Annotated in this window: 20 protein-coding genes; 8 read left to right on the forward strand and 12 right to left on the reverse strand. The window is 66.3% G+C overall.

Annotation, left to right across the window (positions count from 1 at the left end):
* Positions 1–37 precede the first annotated feature (37 nt).
* The 4 genes from arsB to tyrS all read right to left on the reverse strand — a co-directional run bounded on the left by arsB (position 38) and on the right by tyrS (position 3,285).
* Positions 38–1,096 carry an ACR3 family arsenite efflux transporter gene (gene arsB / locus ROH8110_RS04545; RefSeq protein ID WP_085816512.1) on the reverse strand — a complete coding sequence of 353 codons (1,059 nt, stop codon included), beginning with the start codon at positions 1,094–1,096 and terminating at the stop codon, positions 38–40.
* Between the two features lie 18 nt (positions 1,097–1,114).
* Positions 1,115–1,609, reverse strand: coding sequence for an arsenate reductase ArsC (locus tag ROH8110_RS18860; protein WP_085816513.1), 495 nt, complete (start codon positions 1,607–1,609; stop codon positions 1,115–1,117).
* A gap of 27 nt (positions 1,610–1,636) precedes the next feature.
* Positions 1,637–1,969 carry an ArsR/SmtB family transcription factor gene (locus ROH8110_RS18865; protein WP_085816514.1) on the reverse strand — a complete coding sequence of 111 codons (333 nt, stop codon included), beginning with the start codon at positions 1,967–1,969 and terminating at the stop codon, positions 1,637–1,639.
* Between the two features lie 62 nt (positions 1,970–2,031).
* Positions 2,032–3,285: a tyrosine--tRNA ligase gene (gene tyrS, locus ROH8110_RS04560; protein WP_085816515.1), complete on the reverse strand. Its 1,254-nt coding sequence runs from the start codon at positions 3,283–3,285 to the stop codon at positions 2,032–2,034.
* A 63-nt stretch (positions 3,286–3,348) separates the two neighbouring features.
* Here tyrS and ROH8110_RS04565 point away from each other — a divergent pair, with 63 nt between their 5' ends.
* The 8 genes from ROH8110_RS04565 to ROH8110_RS04600 all read left to right on the forward strand — a co-directional run bounded on the left by ROH8110_RS04565 (position 3,349) and on the right by ROH8110_RS04600 (position 10,343).
* Entirely contained in the window at positions 3,349–4,470 is a 1,122-nt protein-coding gene (locus ROH8110_RS04565) for an anhydro-N-acetylmuramic acid kinase (protein WP_085816516.1), read from the forward strand.
* On the forward strand, positions 4,467–5,216 hold the full coding sequence (locus ROH8110_RS04570) for a maleate cis-trans isomerase family protein (protein WP_085816517.1): 750 nt from the start codon (positions 4,467–4,469) through the stop codon (positions 5,214–5,216). Before ROH8110_RS04565 ends, ROH8110_RS04570 begins: the two co-directional genes overlap by 4 nt.
* Positions 5,213–6,361, forward strand: coding sequence for a trans-sulfuration enzyme family protein (locus tag ROH8110_RS04575; protein WP_085816518.1), 1,149 nt, complete (start codon positions 5,213–5,215; stop codon positions 6,359–6,361). The genes ROH8110_RS04570 and ROH8110_RS04575 overlap by 4 nt, the downstream gene beginning before the upstream one ends.
* A gap of 87 nt (positions 6,362–6,448) precedes the next feature.
* A complete protein-coding gene (locus ROH8110_RS04580) occupies positions 6,449–7,534 on the forward strand; it encodes an ABC transporter ATP-binding protein (protein ID WP_085817006.1) in 1,086 nt (361 codons plus the stop codon).
* Positions 7,535–7,758: 224 nt separating this feature from the next.
* Positions 7,759–7,983 carry a twin-arginine translocase TatA/TatE family subunit gene (locus tag ROH8110_RS04585; protein WP_085816519.1) on the forward strand — a complete coding sequence of 75 codons (225 nt, stop codon included), beginning with the start codon at positions 7,759–7,761 and terminating at the stop codon, positions 7,981–7,983.
* Between the two features lie 7 nt (positions 7,984–7,990).
* Positions 7,991–8,509 (forward strand): Sec-independent protein translocase protein TatB, encoded by a 519-nt coding sequence (tatB, locus tag ROH8110_RS04590; protein WP_085816520.1) that lies wholly within the window; start codon positions 7,991–7,993, stop codon positions 8,507–8,509.
* Entirely contained in the window at positions 8,506–9,510 is a 1,005-nt protein-coding gene (tatC, locus tag ROH8110_RS04595; protein ID WP_085816521.1) for a twin-arginine translocase subunit TatC, read from the forward strand. The genes tatB and tatC overlap by 4 nt, the downstream gene beginning before the upstream one ends.
* Complete coding sequence (locus ROH8110_RS04600) at positions 9,507–10,343, forward strand: ATP-binding protein (RefSeq protein WP_245962751.1); 837 nt, start codon at positions 9,507–9,509, stop codon at positions 10,341–10,343. The genes tatC and ROH8110_RS04600 overlap by 4 nt, the downstream gene beginning before the upstream one ends.
* 175 nt (positions 10,344–10,518) lie before the next feature.
* Here the strand turns inward: ROH8110_RS04600 and ROH8110_RS04605 are convergent, their stop codons facing one another.
* From ROH8110_RS04605 to radA, 8 genes are all read right to left on the reverse strand, one after another.
* The gene (locus ROH8110_RS04605) at positions 10,519–11,682 is read right to left on the reverse strand and encodes a M23 family metallopeptidase (RefSeq protein ID WP_085816523.1); all 1,164 of its coding nucleotides are present in this window, start codon (positions 11,680–11,682) and stop codon (positions 10,519–10,521) included.
* Between the two features lie 65 nt (positions 11,683–11,747).
* Positions 11,748–12,404 carry a protein-L-isoaspartate(D-aspartate) O-methyltransferase gene (locus tag ROH8110_RS04610; RefSeq protein ID WP_085816524.1) on the reverse strand — a complete coding sequence of 219 codons (657 nt, stop codon included), beginning with the start codon at positions 12,402–12,404 and terminating at the stop codon, positions 11,748–11,750.
* Entirely contained in the window at positions 12,401–13,183 is a 783-nt protein-coding gene (gene surE / locus ROH8110_RS04615; protein ID WP_085816525.1) for a 5'/3'-nucleotidase SurE, read from the reverse strand. The genes ROH8110_RS04610 and surE overlap by 4 nt, the downstream gene beginning before the upstream one ends.
* Before the next feature lie 92 nt (positions 13,184–13,275).
* A complete protein-coding gene (locus ROH8110_RS04620) occupies positions 13,276–13,920 on the reverse strand; it encodes an SDR family NAD(P)-dependent oxidoreductase (protein WP_085816526.1) in 645 nt (214 codons plus the stop codon).
* An 87-nt stretch (positions 13,921–14,007) separates the two neighbouring features.
* Positions 14,008–15,489, reverse strand: a complete 1,482-nt coding sequence (gene purF, locus ROH8110_RS04625; protein ID WP_085816527.1) for an amidophosphoribosyltransferase — start codon at positions 15,487–15,489, stop codon at positions 14,008–14,010.
* Between the two features lie 177 nt (positions 15,490–15,666).
* Positions 15,667–16,113 (reverse strand): DMT family transporter, encoded by a 447-nt coding sequence (locus ROH8110_RS04630; RefSeq protein ID WP_085816528.1) that lies wholly within the window; start codon positions 16,111–16,113, stop codon positions 15,667–15,669.
* Positions 16,114–16,153: 40 nt separating this feature from the next.
* Positions 16,154–16,756 (reverse strand): CvpA family protein, encoded by a 603-nt coding sequence (locus ROH8110_RS04635; RefSeq protein WP_085816529.1) that lies wholly within the window; start codon positions 16,754–16,756, stop codon positions 16,154–16,156.
* 28 nt (positions 16,757–16,784) lie between these two features.
* Positions 16,785–18,149: a DNA repair protein RadA gene (gene radA / locus ROH8110_RS04640; protein WP_085816530.1), complete on the reverse strand. Its 1,365-nt coding sequence runs from the start codon at positions 18,147–18,149 to the stop codon at positions 16,785–16,787.
* Positions 18,150–18,165: the final 16 nt, after the last annotated feature.

Consider the following 18,165-nt stretch of genomic DNA (forward strand, 5'->3'; position numbering starts at 1 on the left):
ATGGGGAAACCGGATCTGTGATCGGGCGTGACCGGCCCTATGCCTCGGGAAACCAGTGGCGGGTGCGGTTGGCGAAGGCCACGAGGGAAAGCATGACCGGCACTTCGACCAGCACGCCCACGACCGTTGCCAGCGCCGCGCCCGACCCGAGGCCGAAAAGGCTGATGGCGACGGCGACCGCCAGTTCAAAGAAGTTCGACGTGCCGATGAGAGCGCAGGGCGCCGCCACGTTGAACGGCACTTTCCACGCCCGCGCCATGCCGTAGGCGACGAAGAAGATACCATAGCTCTGCAGCAGGAGCGGCACGGCGATCAGGACGATGACCAGCGGGGTGTCGATGATGACCTGCCCCTGAAAGCCGAAGAGCAGGACCACGGTGACGAGGAGGCCGAGGATCGTGAAGGGTTTGATCCGGTCGCGGAAGGAGTCGACCCGTGCTTCGCCGCCCATCGCCATGAGGCGGGTGCGCGTCAGAAGGCCCGCGATCAGCGGGATCACGATGTAGAGGAGGACGGACAGGATCAGGGTGTTCCACGGCACCACGATATCGGTGACACCCAGCAGAAAGGCGACGATCGGGGCGAAGGCGAAGACCATGATCACGTCGTTCACGCTGACCTGAACGAGCGTGTAGGTGGCGTCGCCGCGCGTGAGGTTGGACCACACGAAGACCATCGCCGTGCAGGGCGCGGCGCCAAGCAGGATCACACCGGCCAGATAGGCCTGTGCGTCATCGGGCGGGATGAGACCGGCGAAGACCACCTCGAAGAAGAGCACGCCGAGGGCGGCCATGGTGAAGGGCTTGATCAGCCAGTTCACGAGCAGGGTGATGACAAGCCCCTTGGGGCGTTCGCCCACATGGCTTAGGGCGGTGAAATCAACGCCAACCATCATCGGATAGACCATCGCCCAGATCAGCACGGCGACCGGCAGGTTGACCGAAGCGACCTGAAGATCGGCAAGGGCCTGGAAAAGCCCCGGCACGATGTTTCCAAGCAGCACGCCCGCCGTGATGGCGAGCGCGACCCAGAGCGAGAGCCAGCGTTCAAACGTGCCAATGCCGCCGGGGGCGTCGGGAGTGCTGTGATCGGTCATGGATGGGCTCCAACAGTGTCAGGTGGTTTCGGAAACGGCACCGATGGCGTCGAGATCGCGCTTCAGCGACAGGGAATCGAGCGTTTCGAGCGGCAGGTTCACGAAGACCGAGATCCGGCGCAGCAGCATCCGGTAGGTCTGGGCGAAGGCGGCGGCGATCTCGGCCTCGCTGCCGGTGACGGCGGCGGGATCGGGCAGGCCCCAATGGGCGCTCATCGGCTGGCCGGGCCAGAGCGGGCAGGTTTCGCCCGCGGCGTTGTCACAGACGGTGAAGATGAAATCCATCTGCGGCGCGCCGGGCGCTGCGAACTCATCCCAGCTTTTCGATCTGAGGGCCGAGACATCGTGATCGAGGTTCCTGAGCAGGGCGATGGCATGGGGGTTGGGTTCGCCCTGGGGCTGCGACCCTGCCGAGGAGGCACGAAAGCGGCCCGCGCCTTCGGCGTTGAGGATCGACTCGGCGAGGATCGAGCGGGCGGAATTTCCGGTGCAGAGGAAGAGCACGTTTTTCATCGGGGCGGCCTTTTTGGCGGGCAGGTTTCAGCTGGGGCAGGTGATGGTGTCGAGGAGCGGCTGGCAGGCGGCGGGATTGCCGCCGCAGCAATCCTCCATCAGGAAGGCAAGAAGGCCGCGCAGCCCTTCGAGATCGGCGAAATAGCGGATCGAGCGGCCCTGTCGGGCGTTGCGGATCAACCCGGCCTGCATGAGCACGCCAAGATTGGCGGACATGGTGTTTTGGCGCGCGCCGAGCGCGGTGGCGATCTCGCCCGCGGCCATGCCGGTGTCGCCCGCGCGGATCAGCAGGCGCAGCACGTCCAGGCGGGTGGGCTGCGAGAGGGCGCCAAAGGCGGTGAGGGCATGTGTCTTATCCATATATCATGAAGTATTGATATATGGCGCCGGACGCAAGTGAAGGTTTTGTGACAGCCGGGGCGTCAGTCGGCGAGCTTGATCAGCGCGTGGCGCTTCTTGCCTGCCGAAAGCTTGATCGGTGCGCGAAGAGCGCCCGCGTCGATCATGAGCCCCGCATCGGTGAGGGGGGCGTCGTCGAGGCGCGCGCCGTTCTCGGCGATCAGGCGCTTGGCGTCCTTGCCGGATTTCGCAAGGCCCGAGCGCACGATGAGCTGCACGATGGAAATGCCCTCGCCCAGTTCGCCGACGGTGAGTTCGAGCGTGGGCAGGTCATCGCCGACGCCGCCCTTCTCGAACACCTCGCGGGCGGTGGCCTCGGCATTGGCGGCGGCCTCGGCCCCGTGCAGAAGGGTGGTCACCTCGTTGGCGAGGATAATCTTGGCGGCGTTGATGTCCGAGCCTTCGAGCGCGCCGAGGCGGTCGCATTCATCGACCGGCAATTCGGTGTAGAACTTGAGGAAGCGGCCGACATCGGCGTCGAGCGTGTTGCGCCAGAACTGCCAGAATTCATAGGGGCTGAGCATGTCGGCATTGAGCCAGACTGCGCCGCCCGCCGATTTGCCCATCTTGCGTCCGTCGGCCGTGGCCAGGAGCGGCGAGGTGAGGCCGAAGAGTTCGGTGCCCGCGACGCGGCGGGTGAGGTCGATGCCGTTGACGATATTGCCCCACTGGTCCGAGCCGCCCATCTGCAGCGTGCAGCCGTAGCGGCGGTTCAGCTCGAGGAAATCGTAGGCCTGCAGGATCATGTAGTTGAATTCGAGGAAGCTGAGCGACTGTTCGCGGTCGAGCCGGGATTTCACGGATTCGAAGCTGAGCATCCGGTTGACCGAGAAATGCCGCCCGATATCGCGCAGGAATTCGATATAGCGCAGCCCGTCGAGCCATTCGGCATTGTCGAGCATCATCGCGCCGGGGGCGGTGTCGCCGTAGTCGAGGAAGCGGGCGAAGACCTGCTGCATGGCGGCGATGTTCTCGGCGATCTGGGCGTCGTCGAGCAGCGGGCGTTCATCGGAGCGGAACGAGGGATCGCCGACCTTGGTGGTGCCGCCGCCCATCAGGGTGATCGGGCGATGGCCGGTCTTTTGCAGCCAGCGCAGCATCATGATGTTGAGCAGATGCCCGACATGCAGCGATTTCGCGGTGGCGTCATAGCCGATATAGGCCGTCACCGTGCCGGAGTTCAGGCTGTCGTCGAGCGCCTGGAGATCCGTGCAGTCCGCGAGGAAGCCGCGCTCGATCATCACGCGCAGGAATTCGGACTTGGGATGGTAGGTCATATGGCTTGTCCCGGTCTTGATTGCGCGGCATGTATAGGGACCAAAGGCGCGAAGGGAAAGGCCATGATGAAAGCCGGCCGCATAAGGGCGTTGGGCGCCATGTCGGGCACCTCGCTGGACGGGGTGGATGCGGCGGCGGTCGAGACCGATGGCGAGCGCATCTTCGGCTTTGGCGAGAGCCGCTACAGGCCCTATTCACCGGAGGAACAGGCGGTGCTGAGCGCCGCGCTGGGGCGCTGGCCCGAGGATGGCGGGCTCGATGCGGCGCTGGCGGTGGTGCAGGGCGCCCACGAAGAGGCGCTGGCCGGGTTCGAGGATATCGCGCTCGTGGGGTTTCACGGACAGACGCTGGCGCATGAGCCGCGCGGGCGGGGAACGCATCAGTTGGGCGATGGCGACGCGCTGGCGGCGGCGCTGGGGCTGCCGGTGGTCTGGGATTTCCGCAGCGCCGACATCCGTTTTGGCGGCGAGGGCGCGCCTCTGGCGCCGTTCTATCATTTCGCCTGCGCCAAGTGGATCGGCGCCGATGAACCGCTGGCCTTTCTGAACCTTGGCGGCGTGGGCAACCTCACCTGGGTCGATCCGCGAAAGGAGCGCCCCGACGAGGCGGGCGCATTGCTGGCCTTTGACACCGGCCCGGCCAATGCGCCGATCAATGACGTGATGCTGGCGCGGCGCGGCGAGGCCTTTGACCGCGACGGGGCGCTGGCGCGGCAGGGGGAGGTGGCGCAGGGCGCGCTGGAGATGTTCCTTGATGAGGGATATTTCCTCAAGATGCCGCCCAAGTCGCTGGACCGGGACGCCTTCAAGGACATGATCGAACTGGTCAACGAACTGAGCGACGCCGACGCGGTGGCGACGCTGACCGGGATGAGCGCGGCCGCGGTGCTGCGCGGAATGGAGCATTGCCCCGAGCCGCCCGCGCGGCTGCTGGTCTGTGGCGGGGGGCGCAAGAACCCGGTCATGATGGACATGCTGCGCGCGGCGCTGGATTGCCCGGTGGAGCCGGTCGAGGATGCGGGGCTTGACGGCGACATGCTGGAAGCGCAGGCATTCGCCCATCTGGCGGTGCGGGTGGCACGCGGCCTGCCGACCTCGTGTCCCGGCACGACGGGCGTGCGCGCCGGGGTATCGGGCGGCACGCTGAGCCGCCCCGCAAAAGCGGTGAATGAGGAGGATGGATGACGCATTTCAGGCTGGACGATGGTGCGGGTGCGGGGTTGCGGCTGGGCCTTGTGGTCCTGAGCACCGATGAGACGCTGGAGTTCGAGGCGCGCAAGGTTCTGACCGGGCGCGACGCGAACCTCATGCATACGCGCATTCCCGCGCAGGCCGATGTCACGCCCGAGACGCTGCGCATGATGGAGGCCGCCTTGCCCGCAACGGCGGGGCTGTTGCCGCAGGGGCTGAATGCGTTGGGCTATGGCTGCACCTCGGCGTCAACAGTGATCGGCCCGGAGGCGGTCGCGGCGGCGGTGCAGACGGTGCATCCCGGCGTGCCGGTGACCAACCCGATGAGCGCGACGCTGGCCGCGCTGGCGGCCCTCGACGCGCGGCGCATCGCGCTGGTGACGCCCTATGTGGCGAGCGTGACGGGTGCGATGCGCGATTTCCTGGACGGGCGCGGCATCGAGGTGCTGAGCGAGATCAGCTTTGGCGAAAAGGAAGACCGCACAGTTGCGCGAATCGCCGAAGAGAGCACGCTGGATGCGATCCTTGAGGCCGGACGCGCCAAGGGCGTCGAGGCGGTCTTTGCCAGTTGCACCAACCTGCGCAGCTTTGGCGTGATCGAAAAGGCCGAGGCCGAGCTGGGCCTGCCGGTGGTCAGCTCGAACCAGGCGCTGTTGTGGCATATGCTGGGGCTTGGGGGCGTGAGCCAGCCCTGTGGCTGGGGGCCCGGGCGGCTGTTTCGCGAGGGGGCACTGGCATGAGCGACAAGAACCGGAAACTGGCGCCCGCGACAATCGCGGCGCAGGCGGCGGGCGCGGTCAACCGCGCCGATGGCGGTGTGGTGCCGGGCATCTCGATGGCCAGCACCTATGAGCGGGACCGCGACAATGCGCTGCTGTCGCCCGAAAACATCTATGCGCGCGACCATAACGAGACGATTCGCCAGGCCGAGGAGGTGCTGCGCCAGCTTGAAGGCGCGGCGGCGAGCCTGCTTTTTCCGTCGGGGATGGCGGCGATCGCGGCGGTTTTGCGCACGGTGCCGGGCGGTGGCCGGGTCATCATGCAATCGGGCATCTATTGGGGCACGACAAGCTGGGTACGCGATTTCTGCGCGCGCCGGGACGTGACCCTCGAAGAGGTGGATGCGGCGGATGAAGGCGCGCTGATGGCGGCCTGCGCCGCGCCTGCGGACCTTGTGTGGATCGAGGTGCCGTCGAACCCCTGGCTCAAGATCACGGATATCGCCCGCGCCGCCGAACTGGCGCATGGGGCAGGGGCGGCTCTGGCGGTGGATGGCACGGCGGCGACCCCGGTTCTGACGCGGGCGCTGGATCATGGTGCCGATATCGCGATGCATTCGGCGACCAAGGCGATCAACGGTCATACCGATGTGGTGGCGGGCGTCCTGTCATGCCGCGACAGCGACGCGCCGGTCTGGCGCGCGATTGCGGCGGATCGACATGACGCGGGCGCGATCCTGGGACCGTTCGAGGCGTGGCTGTTGATGCGCGGGATGCGCACGCTGCCCTTGCGGATGGAGCGGATGTGCGAAAGCGCGCGGCGGATCGCCGCGTTTCTGGCCGATCACGAGGCGGTCGAGGCGGTGCTTTACCCCGGCCTCGAGGGTCATCCGGGTCATGATCTGGCGGCGCGCCAGATGCGGGGCGGCTTTGGTTACCTCATGTCGGTGCTGATCCGGGGCGGCAAGGCGCGCGCGCTTGAGGTCAATGGGCGCTTGGCCTTGTTTCACAGGGCCACCTCGCTTGGGGGCGTGGACAGCCTTGTGGAGCATCGCGCCACGATCGAGCCCGATACCGGCATACCCGGAAACCTTTTGCGCCTGTCGGTGGGGATCGAGGACGTGGACGATCTGATCGCAGACCTGAGTCAGGCGCTGGAGGGATAGCGGCCTTCACTTGCGCGGGCGGGCCGGGGTTGCTATTTGCCCAATGTAATCCCGATAAGTTTGATCGGGAAGAAACACGAGGCCAAGGTGCAGCCAGCGACTCCGCGTTTGGAAATCAGGAATATCGTGCGCCGCTACGGGGCGCGCACGGTGGTCGATCATGTGTCGCTCAAGGTGTTGCCGGGGCAGGTGACGTGCCTTCTGGGGCCGTCGGGCTGCGGCAAATCGACGACCCTCCGGATGATCGCAGGCGTCGAGATGCAGGACGAGGGCGAAATCTGGGTGGATGGCGCGCTGGTCTGTGACCGGGTGTTCCGCGTCCCCCCCGAGCGGCGCCATATCGGGTTGATGTTCCAGGATTTCGCGCTGTTCCCGCATCTGAGCGTGGCGGCGAACGTGGCCTTCGGCCTGTCGGGGGACCGGGCCGCGATCGACCGGCGGGTGGACGAGCTGCTGGAGCGCGTGGGCCTTGGCAATTACCGCGAGACCTATCCGCATGAATTGTCGGGGGGCGAGCAGCAGCGCGTTGCGCTGGCGCGGGCATTGGCGCCGCGCCCGTCGATCATGCTGATGGACGAGCCGTTTTCTGGGCTCGACAACCGGCTGCGCGACGGTATCCGCGACGAGACGCTCGATATCCTGCGCGAACAGGACACGGCGGTGTTGCTGGTCACCCATGAGCCCGAAGAGGCCATGCGCATGGCCGACGAGATCGCGCTGATGCGCGACGGGCGGATCGTGCAGCAGGGCGCGCCCTATAACATCTACAACGCGCCCGTGGATCGTGACGCGGTGGCGTTCTTCAGCGATATCAATGTTATACGCGGCAAAGTTAACGGATCGCTGGTGGAGACGCCCTTTGGCCATTTCCTGGCGCCGGGGGTGCATGAGGGCAACGAGGTCGATATCGTCATTCGCCCGCAGCATATCCGCATCGATTTCGACCGCGCCGGGCGCGGGCCGGATCCGACCATCGAGAACGGCACCCCGGCGCGCGGCGTGGTCGAGCGCGCGCGTTTCATGGGCAGCGAGAGCCTGGTGGAGTTCCGCATGGATCATGACGGCTCGCTGATGCGCGCCACCGTGCCCAACGTGTTCCTGCCCAGCCCCGGCAAGCCCTTGTGGCTGATGATCCGGCGCGATCGCTGTTTCGTCTTTCCGGTGCGCGACTGAGGCGAGGACGGGCGGGGGCGCTACCCCCGTCGCCGCAGGCGGCGACTCCCCCGAGGTATTTTCGGCCAGATGAAGGGCGGTGGACCCGCGCGGCGGGGGAAATCGCCGATTTATGGGGGCTGCATGTCTATTGGTTCTTCCAACCCGCGCGATGAAGGCTTAGATACGGTTGACGAAAATGCCGGGGAAGCGCACAAACGGACCCCGACAATGGGAGATAGACTATGCTGAACAATATCGGCCTTCCGGGCCTTCTGCTGATCGCCGTCGTGGTGCTGGTGCTTTTCGGGCGCGGCAAGATCTCGTCGCTGATGGGCGAGGTTGGCAAGGGCATCACATCGTTCAAGAAGGGTGTCGCCGAGGGGACCAAGGAAATCGACGACGCGAGTGACGAGAGCGCCCAGAGCGCCCGCGACGTCACGCCCGAAGACGAAAAAGACAAGGCCTGAACCCTGAATGTTCGACCTGGGCTGGACCGAGCTGCTGGTGATCGGCGTGGTTGCGCTGATCGTTGTCGGCCCCAAGGATCTGCCGGGCATGTTCCGCGCGGTGGGGAATTTCGTGGGGAAGGCCAAGCGCATGGCCCGCGATTTCAGCCAGGCGATGAACGACGCCGCCGACGAGGCGGGCGTCAAGGATGTCTCGGAGAGCCTGCGCAAGGCGACGAATCCGGTGGGCAGCGCGATGGACGAGGTGCGCAAGAGCGCGAAATCGGCCAGCGAGAGTTTTACCCAGGATACGATGAGCGGGCCGAAATCCGCCAAGACCGATGATGCATCGGGCGACGGGGCCGGCGACACGCCGGGCGGGCTGAGCGAGGAACGCAAGACCCAGGCCGAGAAGATCCGCGCCAAGAGCGCCGAGATGGCGACCGCGCGCCATGCGCGCGAAGCGGCCGAGGCAGCCGAGGCGGCAGCGGCCGAGACCGCCGGTGCCGATGACGCGCCCGCCGCCCCCAAGGACAGCAAGGCATGAGCCCCAGCGACGATATCGAAGACAGCTCGGCCCCCCTGATCGAACATCTGGCAGAGCTGCGCAGCCGGCTGATCAAATCGGTCGTGGCCTTCATGATCGGGATGATCATCTGTTTCACGGTCGCCACGCCGATCTTCAACTTCCTCACCGCGCCGCTGTGCCAGGTCCTGGCCAACCGCGGACAGGACTGCGACCTGATCTTCATCAGCCCCCAGGAGGGTTTCTTCGTCGCCATCAAGGTGTCGCTGCTGGGCGGCTTGATGCTGTCCTTTCCCTTCATCGCCAACCAGATGTGGCGTTTCGTGGCGCCGGGACTCTACAAGTCCGAGAAAGGCGCCTTCCTGCCGTTTCTCGTGGCCTCGCCCTTCATGTTCGTGCTGGGCGCGGCGTTCGCCTTTTACGTGGTGACGCCGCTGGCCTATGATTTCTTCCTCGGATTCCAGCAATTCGGCACGGGCGGCGAGGCGGTGCCGACGGGCGGTCCGCAGGCCGCCGCGCCGCTGAGCGTGGTCTTTCAGGGGTCGGCGCAGGAGTATCTGAACCTCACCATCAAGTTCATTGTCGCGTTCGGGCTGTGCTTTCAATTGCCGGTTCTGCTGACGCTGATGGGCAAGGCCGGGCTGGTCAGCGCCGAGGGCCTCGGCAATGTGCGCAAATACGCGGTGGTCGGCATCCTTGTGCTGGCTGCGCTGGTGACGCCGCCGGACGTGATCACGCAGGTGATCCTTTTCGTCGTGGTTTACGGGCTTTACGAGATTTCCATCTGGCTGGTGCGCCGGGTCGAGCGCAAGCGCGAGGCGCGTCTGCGCGCCGAGGGGCTGTGGGTCGATGATGACGAGGACGAGGACGACGACGATGATCGCGGCCCGTCCCCCGAGGCCACACCCGATGCCGCGCGCGACCCTTATGGCGAGGATGATTTCGACGATCCGCTGCTTGAGGAGTTCGACAAGGACGACGAGGACGGCACGAAAAAGGACGACGAGGACAAACCGACGTGAGTGACAGCATGGACCGGATTGCGGCGGCGCTCGAGCGCATCGCGCCCGCGCCGCTGGAAACGCCCGATTTCGACGCGGCCGACGCCTTTGTCTGGCATGTGGAGCCAGACCGGCTGCAACCTGTGCCCGAGGTGAACCGGGTGGACATGTCGCTGCTTCTGGGGATCGACCGGTCGCGCGATACGCTGCTTGAGAACACGCGCCAGTTCGCACAGGGGCTGCCCGCCAACAACGCGCTTCTCTGGGGCGCGCGGGGCATGGGCAAATCGAGCCTCGTGAAGGCGGTCCATGCGGCGGTGCGCGCCGAAGGTCCGGCGCTCAAGATCGTCGAGCTTCAGCGCGAGGACCTGCCCAGCGTCGGCCGTCTGCTGGGGCATCTGCGCCAGTCGAGCGCGCGGTTCATCCTGTTTTGCGATGACCTCTCCTTCAGCCATGACGACCAGCATTACAAATCCCTGAAAGCGGTGCTGGACGGCGGGATCGAGGGGCGGCCCGACAACGTGGTCTTCTACGCCACATCGAACCGGCGCCACCTGATGCCGCGTGACATGATCGAGAACGAACGCGGGTCGGCGATCAGCCCGTCAGAAGCGACCGAGGAAAAGGTCTCGCTCAGCGACCGGTTCGGCCTGTGGCTGGGCTTCCACCCCTGCGATCAGGACGAGTATCTCGCCATGATCCGGGGCTACTGCGATGCGCATGGGATCGAGATCGACGATGCGACGCTGCGCGCCGAGGCGATCGAATGGCAGGCCACGCGCGGGTCGCGCTCGGGCCGGGTGGCCTGGCAGTATTTCACCGATCTGGCGGGACGGCGCGGCATCGCGATCTGATCCGGCTGAGCGCCGCGGCTGCGCTTCATCTGACCATAAATACCTCTGCGCAAGGGCGCATTCTGGCGCGCGACCGGCGGGGGTCGTGCCACGCTTGCCACAGGCCCCCATCAAGGGAATCTGCGCGCGCGGCACGCGCGCTCCGCCGGATCAAACCGGCGTGCGGCGGGCGCGGTCAGCCCAGATAGTCGTTGGGATCGACGCTGTCGAAACCGTCGCGGACCTCGAAATGCAGCGCGGCGGTGCCTTCGCGGCGGATCTCGGCCAGTTTCTGGCCGCGGCTGACGCTGTCGCCCTTGGTCACGGTGACATTGTCGATGTTGGAATAGACGGTCAGCAGGTTGTCGGGGTGCTTGATCACGATGATCGGCACGCCGTTCGTGTCCTTGGTGATAGCGGCAACGACGCCGGCGGCGGCGGCCTTGACCGCGGTGCCGGGACTGGCGGCGATGTCGATGCCGTCATTCTGGCCCTTGGCGTAGTCGCGGATGATGTCGCCGCGCACCGGGAAGATCATCGCAGCGCCGCTGCTGGCGGCGGTCTGCGTGGCGCCAAGGTCCGGGGCGCTGCTTTTTACCGGCTCGGCGGCGGGGACGGTATCGTTCTCGGGCAGCGGGCGCGAGGCGGAGGGCGGCTCGGGTGTGGGCGAGCCGGCGCCGGGCTGGGTCGTGGCGGCTGCGGCCTGACGGTTGTCGCCGCTGTCGGGCAGGGCCACCGGGATCAGCAGGTATTGCCCTTCGCGCACCGAAAGATCCGAGCCGAGCCCGTTCCAGTCGGCGAGGCTGCGCACCGAGACATCGTAAAGCCGGGCGATCGTATAGGCGGTTTCGCCGCGCTCGACCTTGTGGCGGACCGGTTCGACGCCGGACTGGGCCGAGGGCAGGGTGGTGGTCTGCACGCTGGCAGGTTGCGAGGCGTTGTTGATGGCGTCACCCGCAAGGGTGGTGATGTCGACCGCGCCCGGCGGGGTGATCGGCCCGCCGGAGGGTTCGGCGACGCGGCCGGGCAGGGCCACGACCTCACCGTCGCGCAGGAGATCGCCGGTCTGGATGCCGTTGTAGCGTGCAAGCTCGCGGGGATCGACGCCGATCCGCGAGGCGAGGCTGGCCACCGTGTCGCCGCGCCGCGCCACCGCGACCTGGTAGCCGGGATAGGAGATGATCCCGCGGCTGTCGGGTTCGGGCCGGTTGGCGGTGGCGTTGGCAGCGGCCTCGGCGGTGCTGGGTGCGTTGCCGAAGGCGCCGCGCAGGTCGAAATCGAGCGGCTGGTCGCTGCAGGCGGTCAGCATCAGGATCGCGGTGCCTGCCAGGAGCGGCGCACTGGTTCTGGAAAAATTCATCTCGATCGGTCCTCGTCCTGCGCCCCTTGTTGACCGGGGCTCGGGTTTCCTACTCGTCCTTGCGGTCAGCCGTCGCGGCCCAGCCCCTCGACCAGGGGCACGAAGCGCACCGGGCGCATTTCGTCGTAATCGAACCCCGTCTCGTGGCGTGTGACGCGGATCAGGCTTTGCACGGCGTCGGACTGGCCGACCGGCAGCACCATGATACCGCCGATTTTCAACTGCGCCAAGAGCGGGCCGGGGGGATCTTCGGCGGCGGCGGTCACCAGGATGCGATCAAAGGGCGCCTGATCGGGGAGGCCGAAGCTGCCATCGGCGGTGACGGCCGTGATATTGGTGAGATCGAGCTCGCGAAAGATCGCGCTGGCCTCGTCGACCAGCCGCTTGTGGCGGTCCACGGTATAGACGCGCCGCGCGAGGTGGCTGAGGATCGCCGCCTGGTAGCCCGAGCCGGTGCCCACCTCGAGCAGCTTGTCGCGCGGGCTGACCTTGAGCGCCTGGCTCATCAGCCCCACCACCGAGGGCTGCGAGATGGTCTGGCCGCAGGCGATGGGCAGGGGCATGTCCTCATAGGCGCGATGGGCGAAATAGCCACGGATGAAGGGGCCGCGATCGACCTTTTCCATCGCCGTCAGCACCCGTTTGTCGGTGACGCCCTTGGAGCGCAGCGCGAAGAGGAACTGCATCTTGCGTTCGGCGATATCGGCGGCGTCGTCACTCATTCGATGGCCCTGAGCGCCTCCAGCGCGTCATGGGCCGTTAGGTCCGCGCGCATCGGCGTGACCGAGATATAGCCCTTGAGGTTCAAGTCGGCATCGGTGCCTTCGACGGTGGGTTGCTGCTGGGGCGCGCCGGTGACCCACAAGAAGCGCCGCCCCGAGGGCGAATGCACCGGCTGCACGCCAAAGCCCATGTCGCGGCGGAAGCCCTGCGGCGCGACCTTCAGCCCCTTTACCGCGGCGGCGGGGACGGGGGGGAAATTGATGTTGTAGAAGATGCCGTAATCGTCCCTGGTCCAGACGCCGCGCTCGAGGAGGGCGTTGAGAGTGGCGAGGCCATGCAGGCGGGCGGCCTCGAACGGGTCGTCGAGATCGCGGATCTCGGGGCCGTAATACTGGCTGAGGGCGACGGCGCGCAGCCCTTGCAGGGCCGCTTCCATCGCGCCGCCGAGCGTGCCGGAATAGAGCGCGTTCTCGGCTGAATTGTTGCCCCGGTTCACGCCCGAAAGCACCAGGTCTGGGGGATTGCCCTGCATCACGTCATGCACCGCGGCCAGCACGCAGTCGGCGGGGCTGCCCTCGGCGGCGAAGCGGCGCGGACCCATCTGGGAAATCATCATCGGGCGGGTGAAGGAAATGGCATGGCCGACGCCCGATTGCTCGAAGGCGGGGGCGACTGTCCAGACCTCGCCGTCATCACCGGCCAGCTGGGTCGCGATCTCCTCGAGCACCTTCAGGCCCGGTGCGTCGATCCCGTCGTCATTGGTGATGAGAATACGCACGGATCCGGCCCCTTCTGTCGCGTCGCGTTGCGCTCACTTCTATCCCTGTGGAGGCCCTGCGGCAAGCGCAAGACAGGCCTTGTGCCAAGGCTTCAGTCGAGCGTTGCCAGAAGGCGTCGCGCCTCGTCCTGAGCGGTGGCGAGGCCGCTGCGGTCTTCGCCCGGAAAGAAGCGGGCGCGGGTTGCGGTCTGCATCGGCTCGGGCGCAAGGATATGCACGGCCGGACCGGTGTTGACGCTTTCGGCCTGCCAGCTGCGCGCCATCGCGATCTGCGCGGCCTTGGTGGCGCCGTAGATACCGAAGAATTTCTGACCGGCGCGCGTATCGTCTGCAAAGAACAGCGCGCGGCCCGACTCGCCCAGAAGCGGCGCCACGAAGGCGATCAGGCGACCGGCGGCGGTCACGTTCACATCGACCGATTTTTCCCAGACATCCTCGTCGAGATGCGCGGCGGGCATCAGCGGCGCCGCGTTGATCGCGGTATGCGCCCAGATATCCACGCCGCCCCAGCGATCATGGATCGAGCGGCAAAGCTGGCGCATGGCGTCGACCTTGGTGATGTCCATCGGCGCAAGCGTGGCGTTGCCGCCACGGGCCTTGATGCGATCATCGAGTTCCTCGAGCGCGCCGGTGGTGCGCGCCACGGCGACGATGTGATGGGTGTCGCAAAGCGCCTCGGCCAGGGCGAAACCCAGCCCGCGCGACGCACCGGTGATGAGGGCGATACGGTCTGTCATGGCACGGGTCTGGGCAGAAATCGGAGCGAGGTCAAGGGCAAACAGGGAGGCGCGGCGACACGCCCCGCCAAGGCGGGGCGTGGGCGCTTATTCCGCCGCCTTGATCTCGAATCCCTGTTCGATCATGTCCGAGGGCGCGACCGGGTATTCGCCGGAAAAACAGGCGTCGCAATATTGCGGGCAGTCGGCCTTGCGCCCACTGGCCTCGCCCACGGCGCGGTAGAGACCGTCGAGGGACACGAATCTGAGGCTGTCCACCTGAAGGTGGTCGCGCATTTCGTCCTCGCTCATGGTCGCGGCGAGGAGTTTCTCGCGCTGCGGCGTATCCACCCCGTAAAAGCAAGGCCAGGCGGTCGGCGGCGAGGCGATGCGGAAATGCACCTCGGCGGCACCGGCATCGAGGATCATTTCCTTGATCTTGCGGCTCGTGGTGCCGCGCACGACGCTGTCATCCACGAGGATCACGCGCTTGCCCTGGATCAGGGCGCGGTTCACGTTGAGCTTGAGACGCACGCCCATGTTGCGGATCTGCTCGGTCGGTTCGATGAAGGTGCGGCCCATATACTGGTTGCGGATGATCCCCATCGCATAGGGGATGCCCGATTCTTGGCTGTAGCCGATGGCCGCTGGCGTGCCGCTGTCGGGGACCGGGCAGACGATATCGGCATCGACCGGGGCCTCGCGCGCCAGTTCCACGCCGATCTGGCGGCGGGTCTCATAGACCGAGCGCCCGCCGATGATCGAGTCGGGGCGCGAGAAATAGACATGCTCAAAGATGCAGAAGCGGGGCTTTTGCGGGCGGAAGGGGAACTGGCTTTCGACGCCCTGTTCGGAGATCACCACCATTTCGCCGGGGGCGACTTCGCGCACGAACTTGGCGCCGATGATGTCGAGCGCGCAGGTTTCAGAGCTGAGCACCCAGCCATCGCCGACCTGGCCAAGAACCAGAGGGCGCACACCGAGCGGGTCGCGCACGCCAATGAGCTTGCTGCGGGTCATGGCGACGACGGAAAACGCGCCTTCGACGCGGCGCAGCGCGTCTTCCATCCGTTCGGGAATCGTGCGTTGCAGCGAGCGCGCCATCAGGTGGATGATGCATTCGCTGTCCGAGCTGGACTGGAAGATCGAGCCGCGCTCGATCAGTTCGCGGCGCAGGGCGTTGGCGTTGGTGATGTTGCCGTTATGGGCAATCGCCGCGCCGCCCATTGCGAATTCGCCGAAGAAAGGCTGCACGTCGCGGATCTGGGTCGGGCCCTTGGAACCGGCGGTGGAATAGCGCACATGTCCGATAGAGAGAGGGCCGGGCAGGGTTTCCATCAGCGACTGCTTGGTGAAATTGTCGCGCACATAGCCGAAGCGGCGCGCCGAATTGAACCCCTGTTCGGGGGCATGGCAGACGATGCCGCCTGCCTCCTGCCCGCGATGTTGCAGGGCGTGCAGCCCGAGGGCCACGAAATTTGCCGCGTCGGTCAGACCGATCACGCCGAATATGCCGCACTCTTCCTTCAGCTTGTCGGCGTCGGCGTCATCGGCCATTGCGTCGAAATCGAAGGGATGCGCGGGGGGCATATGCTTGGACAAGGGGCAGCTCCGAATCCCGGTCATGCATTCGACCCCTAGATAAGGGCTGTGGCAGCATATGTCACGAAACTATCACAGAAACTTGCGTCACGGCTGCGTGACAGGTCTGGCGCGGGTTTGGTGCAATCCCTGGATGAAAAGGGAAGTGTTGGTTCGCGTCTTGCGTCAGTAGCGCGAGAGCACCACGCCGCCCGCGACCATCAGCGCGGCCAGAATGCGGGGCAGCGAGATTTCACGCGCGGCGAGGCCGAAGATGCCGATATGGTCGATGACCAGCGCGGCGGTGATCTGGCCGAGGATCAGCACCGCCGTCAGCGTAAGCACGCCCAGAACCGGCACGCTGTAGAGCGTCGCCCAGACGAGGAATGCGCCGAGGATGCCGCCGGTCAGCAGGAGCCGGGGTGCCTGCGCCGCGCCGAGCAGCTTGCCCCCGTCGCCATAGGCCAGTGTGACCGTGACGAGGAGGACGAAGCCGACCCCGAAGGAGATCGTCGCCGCGCCGAGGCTGCTGGAGATATGGCGGCCAAGGGCGGAATTGATCGGCGATTGCAGCGCGATGGCCGCCCCTGCGACGGCGACAAGGATCATGGCGAAAAGGGGCGGTTGGGGCATCGCGGTCTATTGTCCTTGATCCTCAGGCCCGGCGCGCGCCCTATTCGCTGGCGGCGGGCGCCGTTGTCTGCGTGTCGGCGGGAGCGGCGGGCGCATCGCAGGCACCGACCAGCTGTTCATATTGGAGGGTGATCCAGCCAAGCGCCTGTTCGGGATTGCCATCCTCGATCTTGCCGGTCATCTGGCTGAAGATGCGCGCCGAGCGGCTGTCGTCGATGACCTGGATATTCTGGCCCGAGATCACGGTTTCATAGACGAAATAGGCGATCGCCACCAGGAGCACGCCGCGCGCCACACCGAAGAGAAAGCCGATCCCCTGGTCAAGCCCGCCAAGGGCGGAGCGCTGCACGAGTGACGAGAACAGCGGCGTGATGAGAGAGGCCACGATCAAAGCCACGGCGAAGACAACGGCAAAGGCGCCGATCATCGATAATTCGCAGCTGTCGGCGATGAAATCGCCCACGACCGGCACTTCCTTGACCAGCGGTTCGACCTGGGGGGCGAACATGAAGGCCAGGATACCGGCCACGATCCAGCCCGCGATGGCCAGTGCCTCGCGCACGAAGCCGCGCGAATAGGCCAGCAGCGCCGACAGCACGATGACTAGCGCTACGACGCCGTCGATGATTGTGAAACCGTCCATTCAAGATCCGTCCTGTCCCTGGTGGCGCTTACCCTGCACCGAAAACCTCACCCACGAAGGCGGTCAGATCGCTCATACGGGTGAGTGAAACGCCACCATTGCCACCGGATTTACCGCCGGACGGCAAGATAGCCGATGTGAAACCAAGTTTTCGCGCCTCTTTCAACCTGTTTTCCGTCTGGCCGACCGGGCGGAGCGCGCCCGAGAGGCTGATTTCGCCAAAAATCACCGTTTCCGAGGGGAGGCTCGAATCCTCGCGCGCACTGAGCAGCGCGGCGGCGACGGCAAGGTCGGCGGCGGGTTCGGAAATCTTGATGCCGCCCGCCACGTTGAGATAGACATCGAGCCCCGCGAAGGGGATGCCGCAGCGCGCCTCGAGCACGGCGAGCACCATCGCAAGGCGCGCGCCATCCCAGCCGACGACGGCGCGGCGGGCCTGCGAATGGGGGCTCGGGGCGACCAGTGCCTGCATCTCGACCAGCACCGGGCGGGTGCCCTCGATCCCGGCGAACACCACCGAGCCGGGGGCCGGATCTCCGCGCCCCGAAAGGAACAGTTCGGAGGGGTTGGCGACCTCGGCCAGCCCGCCGCCCGTCATCTCGAAGACGCCGATCTCGTCGGCGGGGCCGAAGCGGTTCTTGACGCTGCGCAGGATGCGGAACTGGTGGCCGCGCTCGCCCTCGAAATAGAGCACGGTATCGACCATGTGTTCGACCACGCGCGGGCCGGCGATCTGGCCGTCCTTGGTGACATGGCCGACCATGATGACGCTGGCGCCCTTGCGCTTGGCGAAGGTGGTCAGTTCATGGGCGGCGGCGCGCACCTGGCTGACGCTGCCGGGGACGCTGTCGACATTGTCGGCCCAGACGGTCTGGATCGAGTCGATGATGACGAGATCGGGCGATTCGGCTTCGAGCGTGGTGAGGATGTCGCGCAGGCTGGTGGCGGCGGCCAGTTTCACAGGGGCATCCGCCAGCCCGAGGCGCTGCGCGCGCATGCGGATCTGGGTGCTGGCCTCTTCGCCCGAGACGTAGAAGGTCTTGAGCCCGGCGCGGGCGAAACGGGCGGCGGCCTGCAATAGGAGCGTGGATTTGCCGATCCCGGGATCGCCGCCCACGAGGATGGCGCTGGCAGGCACCAGGCCGCCGCCCAGGACGCGGTCGAGTTCGGCCATGCCCGAGCCGGTGCGCGGAGGCGGGGCCTCGTTGGCAGAAAGGTCGGTGAGGGTGATCGGGCGGCCACGTTTCGTGCCCAGCGATTTCGAGGCGGGACCGGAGGAGAGCGGCGCATCCTCGGAGATGGTGTTCCATTCGCCACAGGCGTCGCAGCGTCCCGACCATTTGGAAAAGGACGCGCCGCAGGCCGAACAGGAAAAGGTGCCGGGTTTCGCCATGTCAGCGTCATGCCCC

Origin of the sequence: Roseovarius halotolerans, assembly GCF_900172255.1 — a bacterium.
Lineage (GTDB): Bacteria > Pseudomonadota > Alphaproteobacteria > Rhodobacterales > Rhodobacteraceae > Roseovarius > Roseovarius halotolerans.

Bases quoted from the DNA above. Each gene is read 5' to 3' on its own strand.
- ROH8110_RS18860 (WP_085816513.1), bottom strand. From the start codon at position 1,609: ATGAAAAACGTGCTCTTCCTCTGCACCGGAAATTCCGCCCGCTCGATC.
- purF (WP_085816527.1), bottom strand. From the start codon at position 15,489: ATGCCCCCCGCGCATCCCTTCGATTTCGACGCAATGGCCGATGACGCC.
- ROH8110_RS04635 (WP_085816529.1), bottom strand. From the start codon at position 16,756: ATGGACGGTTTCACAATCATCGACGGCGTCGTAGCGCTAGTCATCGTG.
- ROH8110_RS04605 (WP_085816523.1), bottom strand. From the start codon at position 11,682: ATGAATTTTTCCAGAACCAGTGCGCCGCTCCTGGCAGGCACCGCGATC.
- ROH8110_RS04585 (WP_085816519.1), top strand. From the start codon at position 7,759: ATGCTGAACAATATCGGCCTTCCGGGCCTTCTGCTGATCGCCGTCGTG.
- arsB (WP_085816512.1), bottom strand. From the start codon at position 1,096: ATGACCGATCACAGCACTCCCGACGCCCCCGGCGGCATTGGCACGTTT.
- ROH8110_RS04565 (WP_085816516.1), top strand. From the start codon at position 3,349: ATGATGAAAGCCGGCCGCATAAGGGCGTTGGGCGCCATGTCGGGCACC.
- ROH8110_RS04610 (WP_085816524.1), bottom strand. From the start codon at position 12,404: ATGAGTGACGACGCCGCCGATATCGCCGAACGCAAGATGCAGTTCCTC.
- tatB (WP_085816520.1), top strand. From the start codon at position 7,991: ATGTTCGACCTGGGCTGGACCGAGCTGCTGGTGATCGGCGTGGTTGCG.
- radA (WP_085816530.1), bottom strand. From the start codon at position 18,149: ATGGCGAAACCCGGCACCTTTTCCTGTTCGGCCTGCGGCGCGTCCTTT.
- ROH8110_RS18865 (WP_085816514.1), bottom strand. From the start codon at position 1,969: ATGGATAAGACACATGCCCTCACCGCCTTTGGCGCCCTCTCGCAGCCC.
- ROH8110_RS04570 (WP_085816517.1), top strand. From the start codon at position 4,467: ATGACGCATTTCAGGCTGGACGATGGTGCGGGTGCGGGGTTGCGGCTG.
- ROH8110_RS04575 (WP_085816518.1), top strand. From the start codon at position 5,213: ATGAGCGACAAGAACCGGAAACTGGCGCCCGCGACAATCGCGGCGCAG.
- ROH8110_RS04630 (WP_085816528.1), bottom strand. From the start codon at position 16,113: ATGCCCCAACCGCCCCTTTTCGCCATGATCCTTGTCGCCGTCGCAGGG.
- ROH8110_RS04620 (WP_085816526.1), bottom strand. From the start codon at position 13,920: ATGACAGACCGTATCGCCCTCATCACCGGTGCGTCGCGCGGGCTGGGT.
- tatC (WP_085816521.1), top strand. From the start codon at position 8,506: ATGAGCCCCAGCGACGATATCGAAGACAGCTCGGCCCCCCTGATCGAA.
- tyrS (WP_085816515.1), bottom strand. From the start codon at position 3,285: ATGACCTACCATCCCAAGTCCGAATTCCTGCGCGTGATGATCGAGCGC.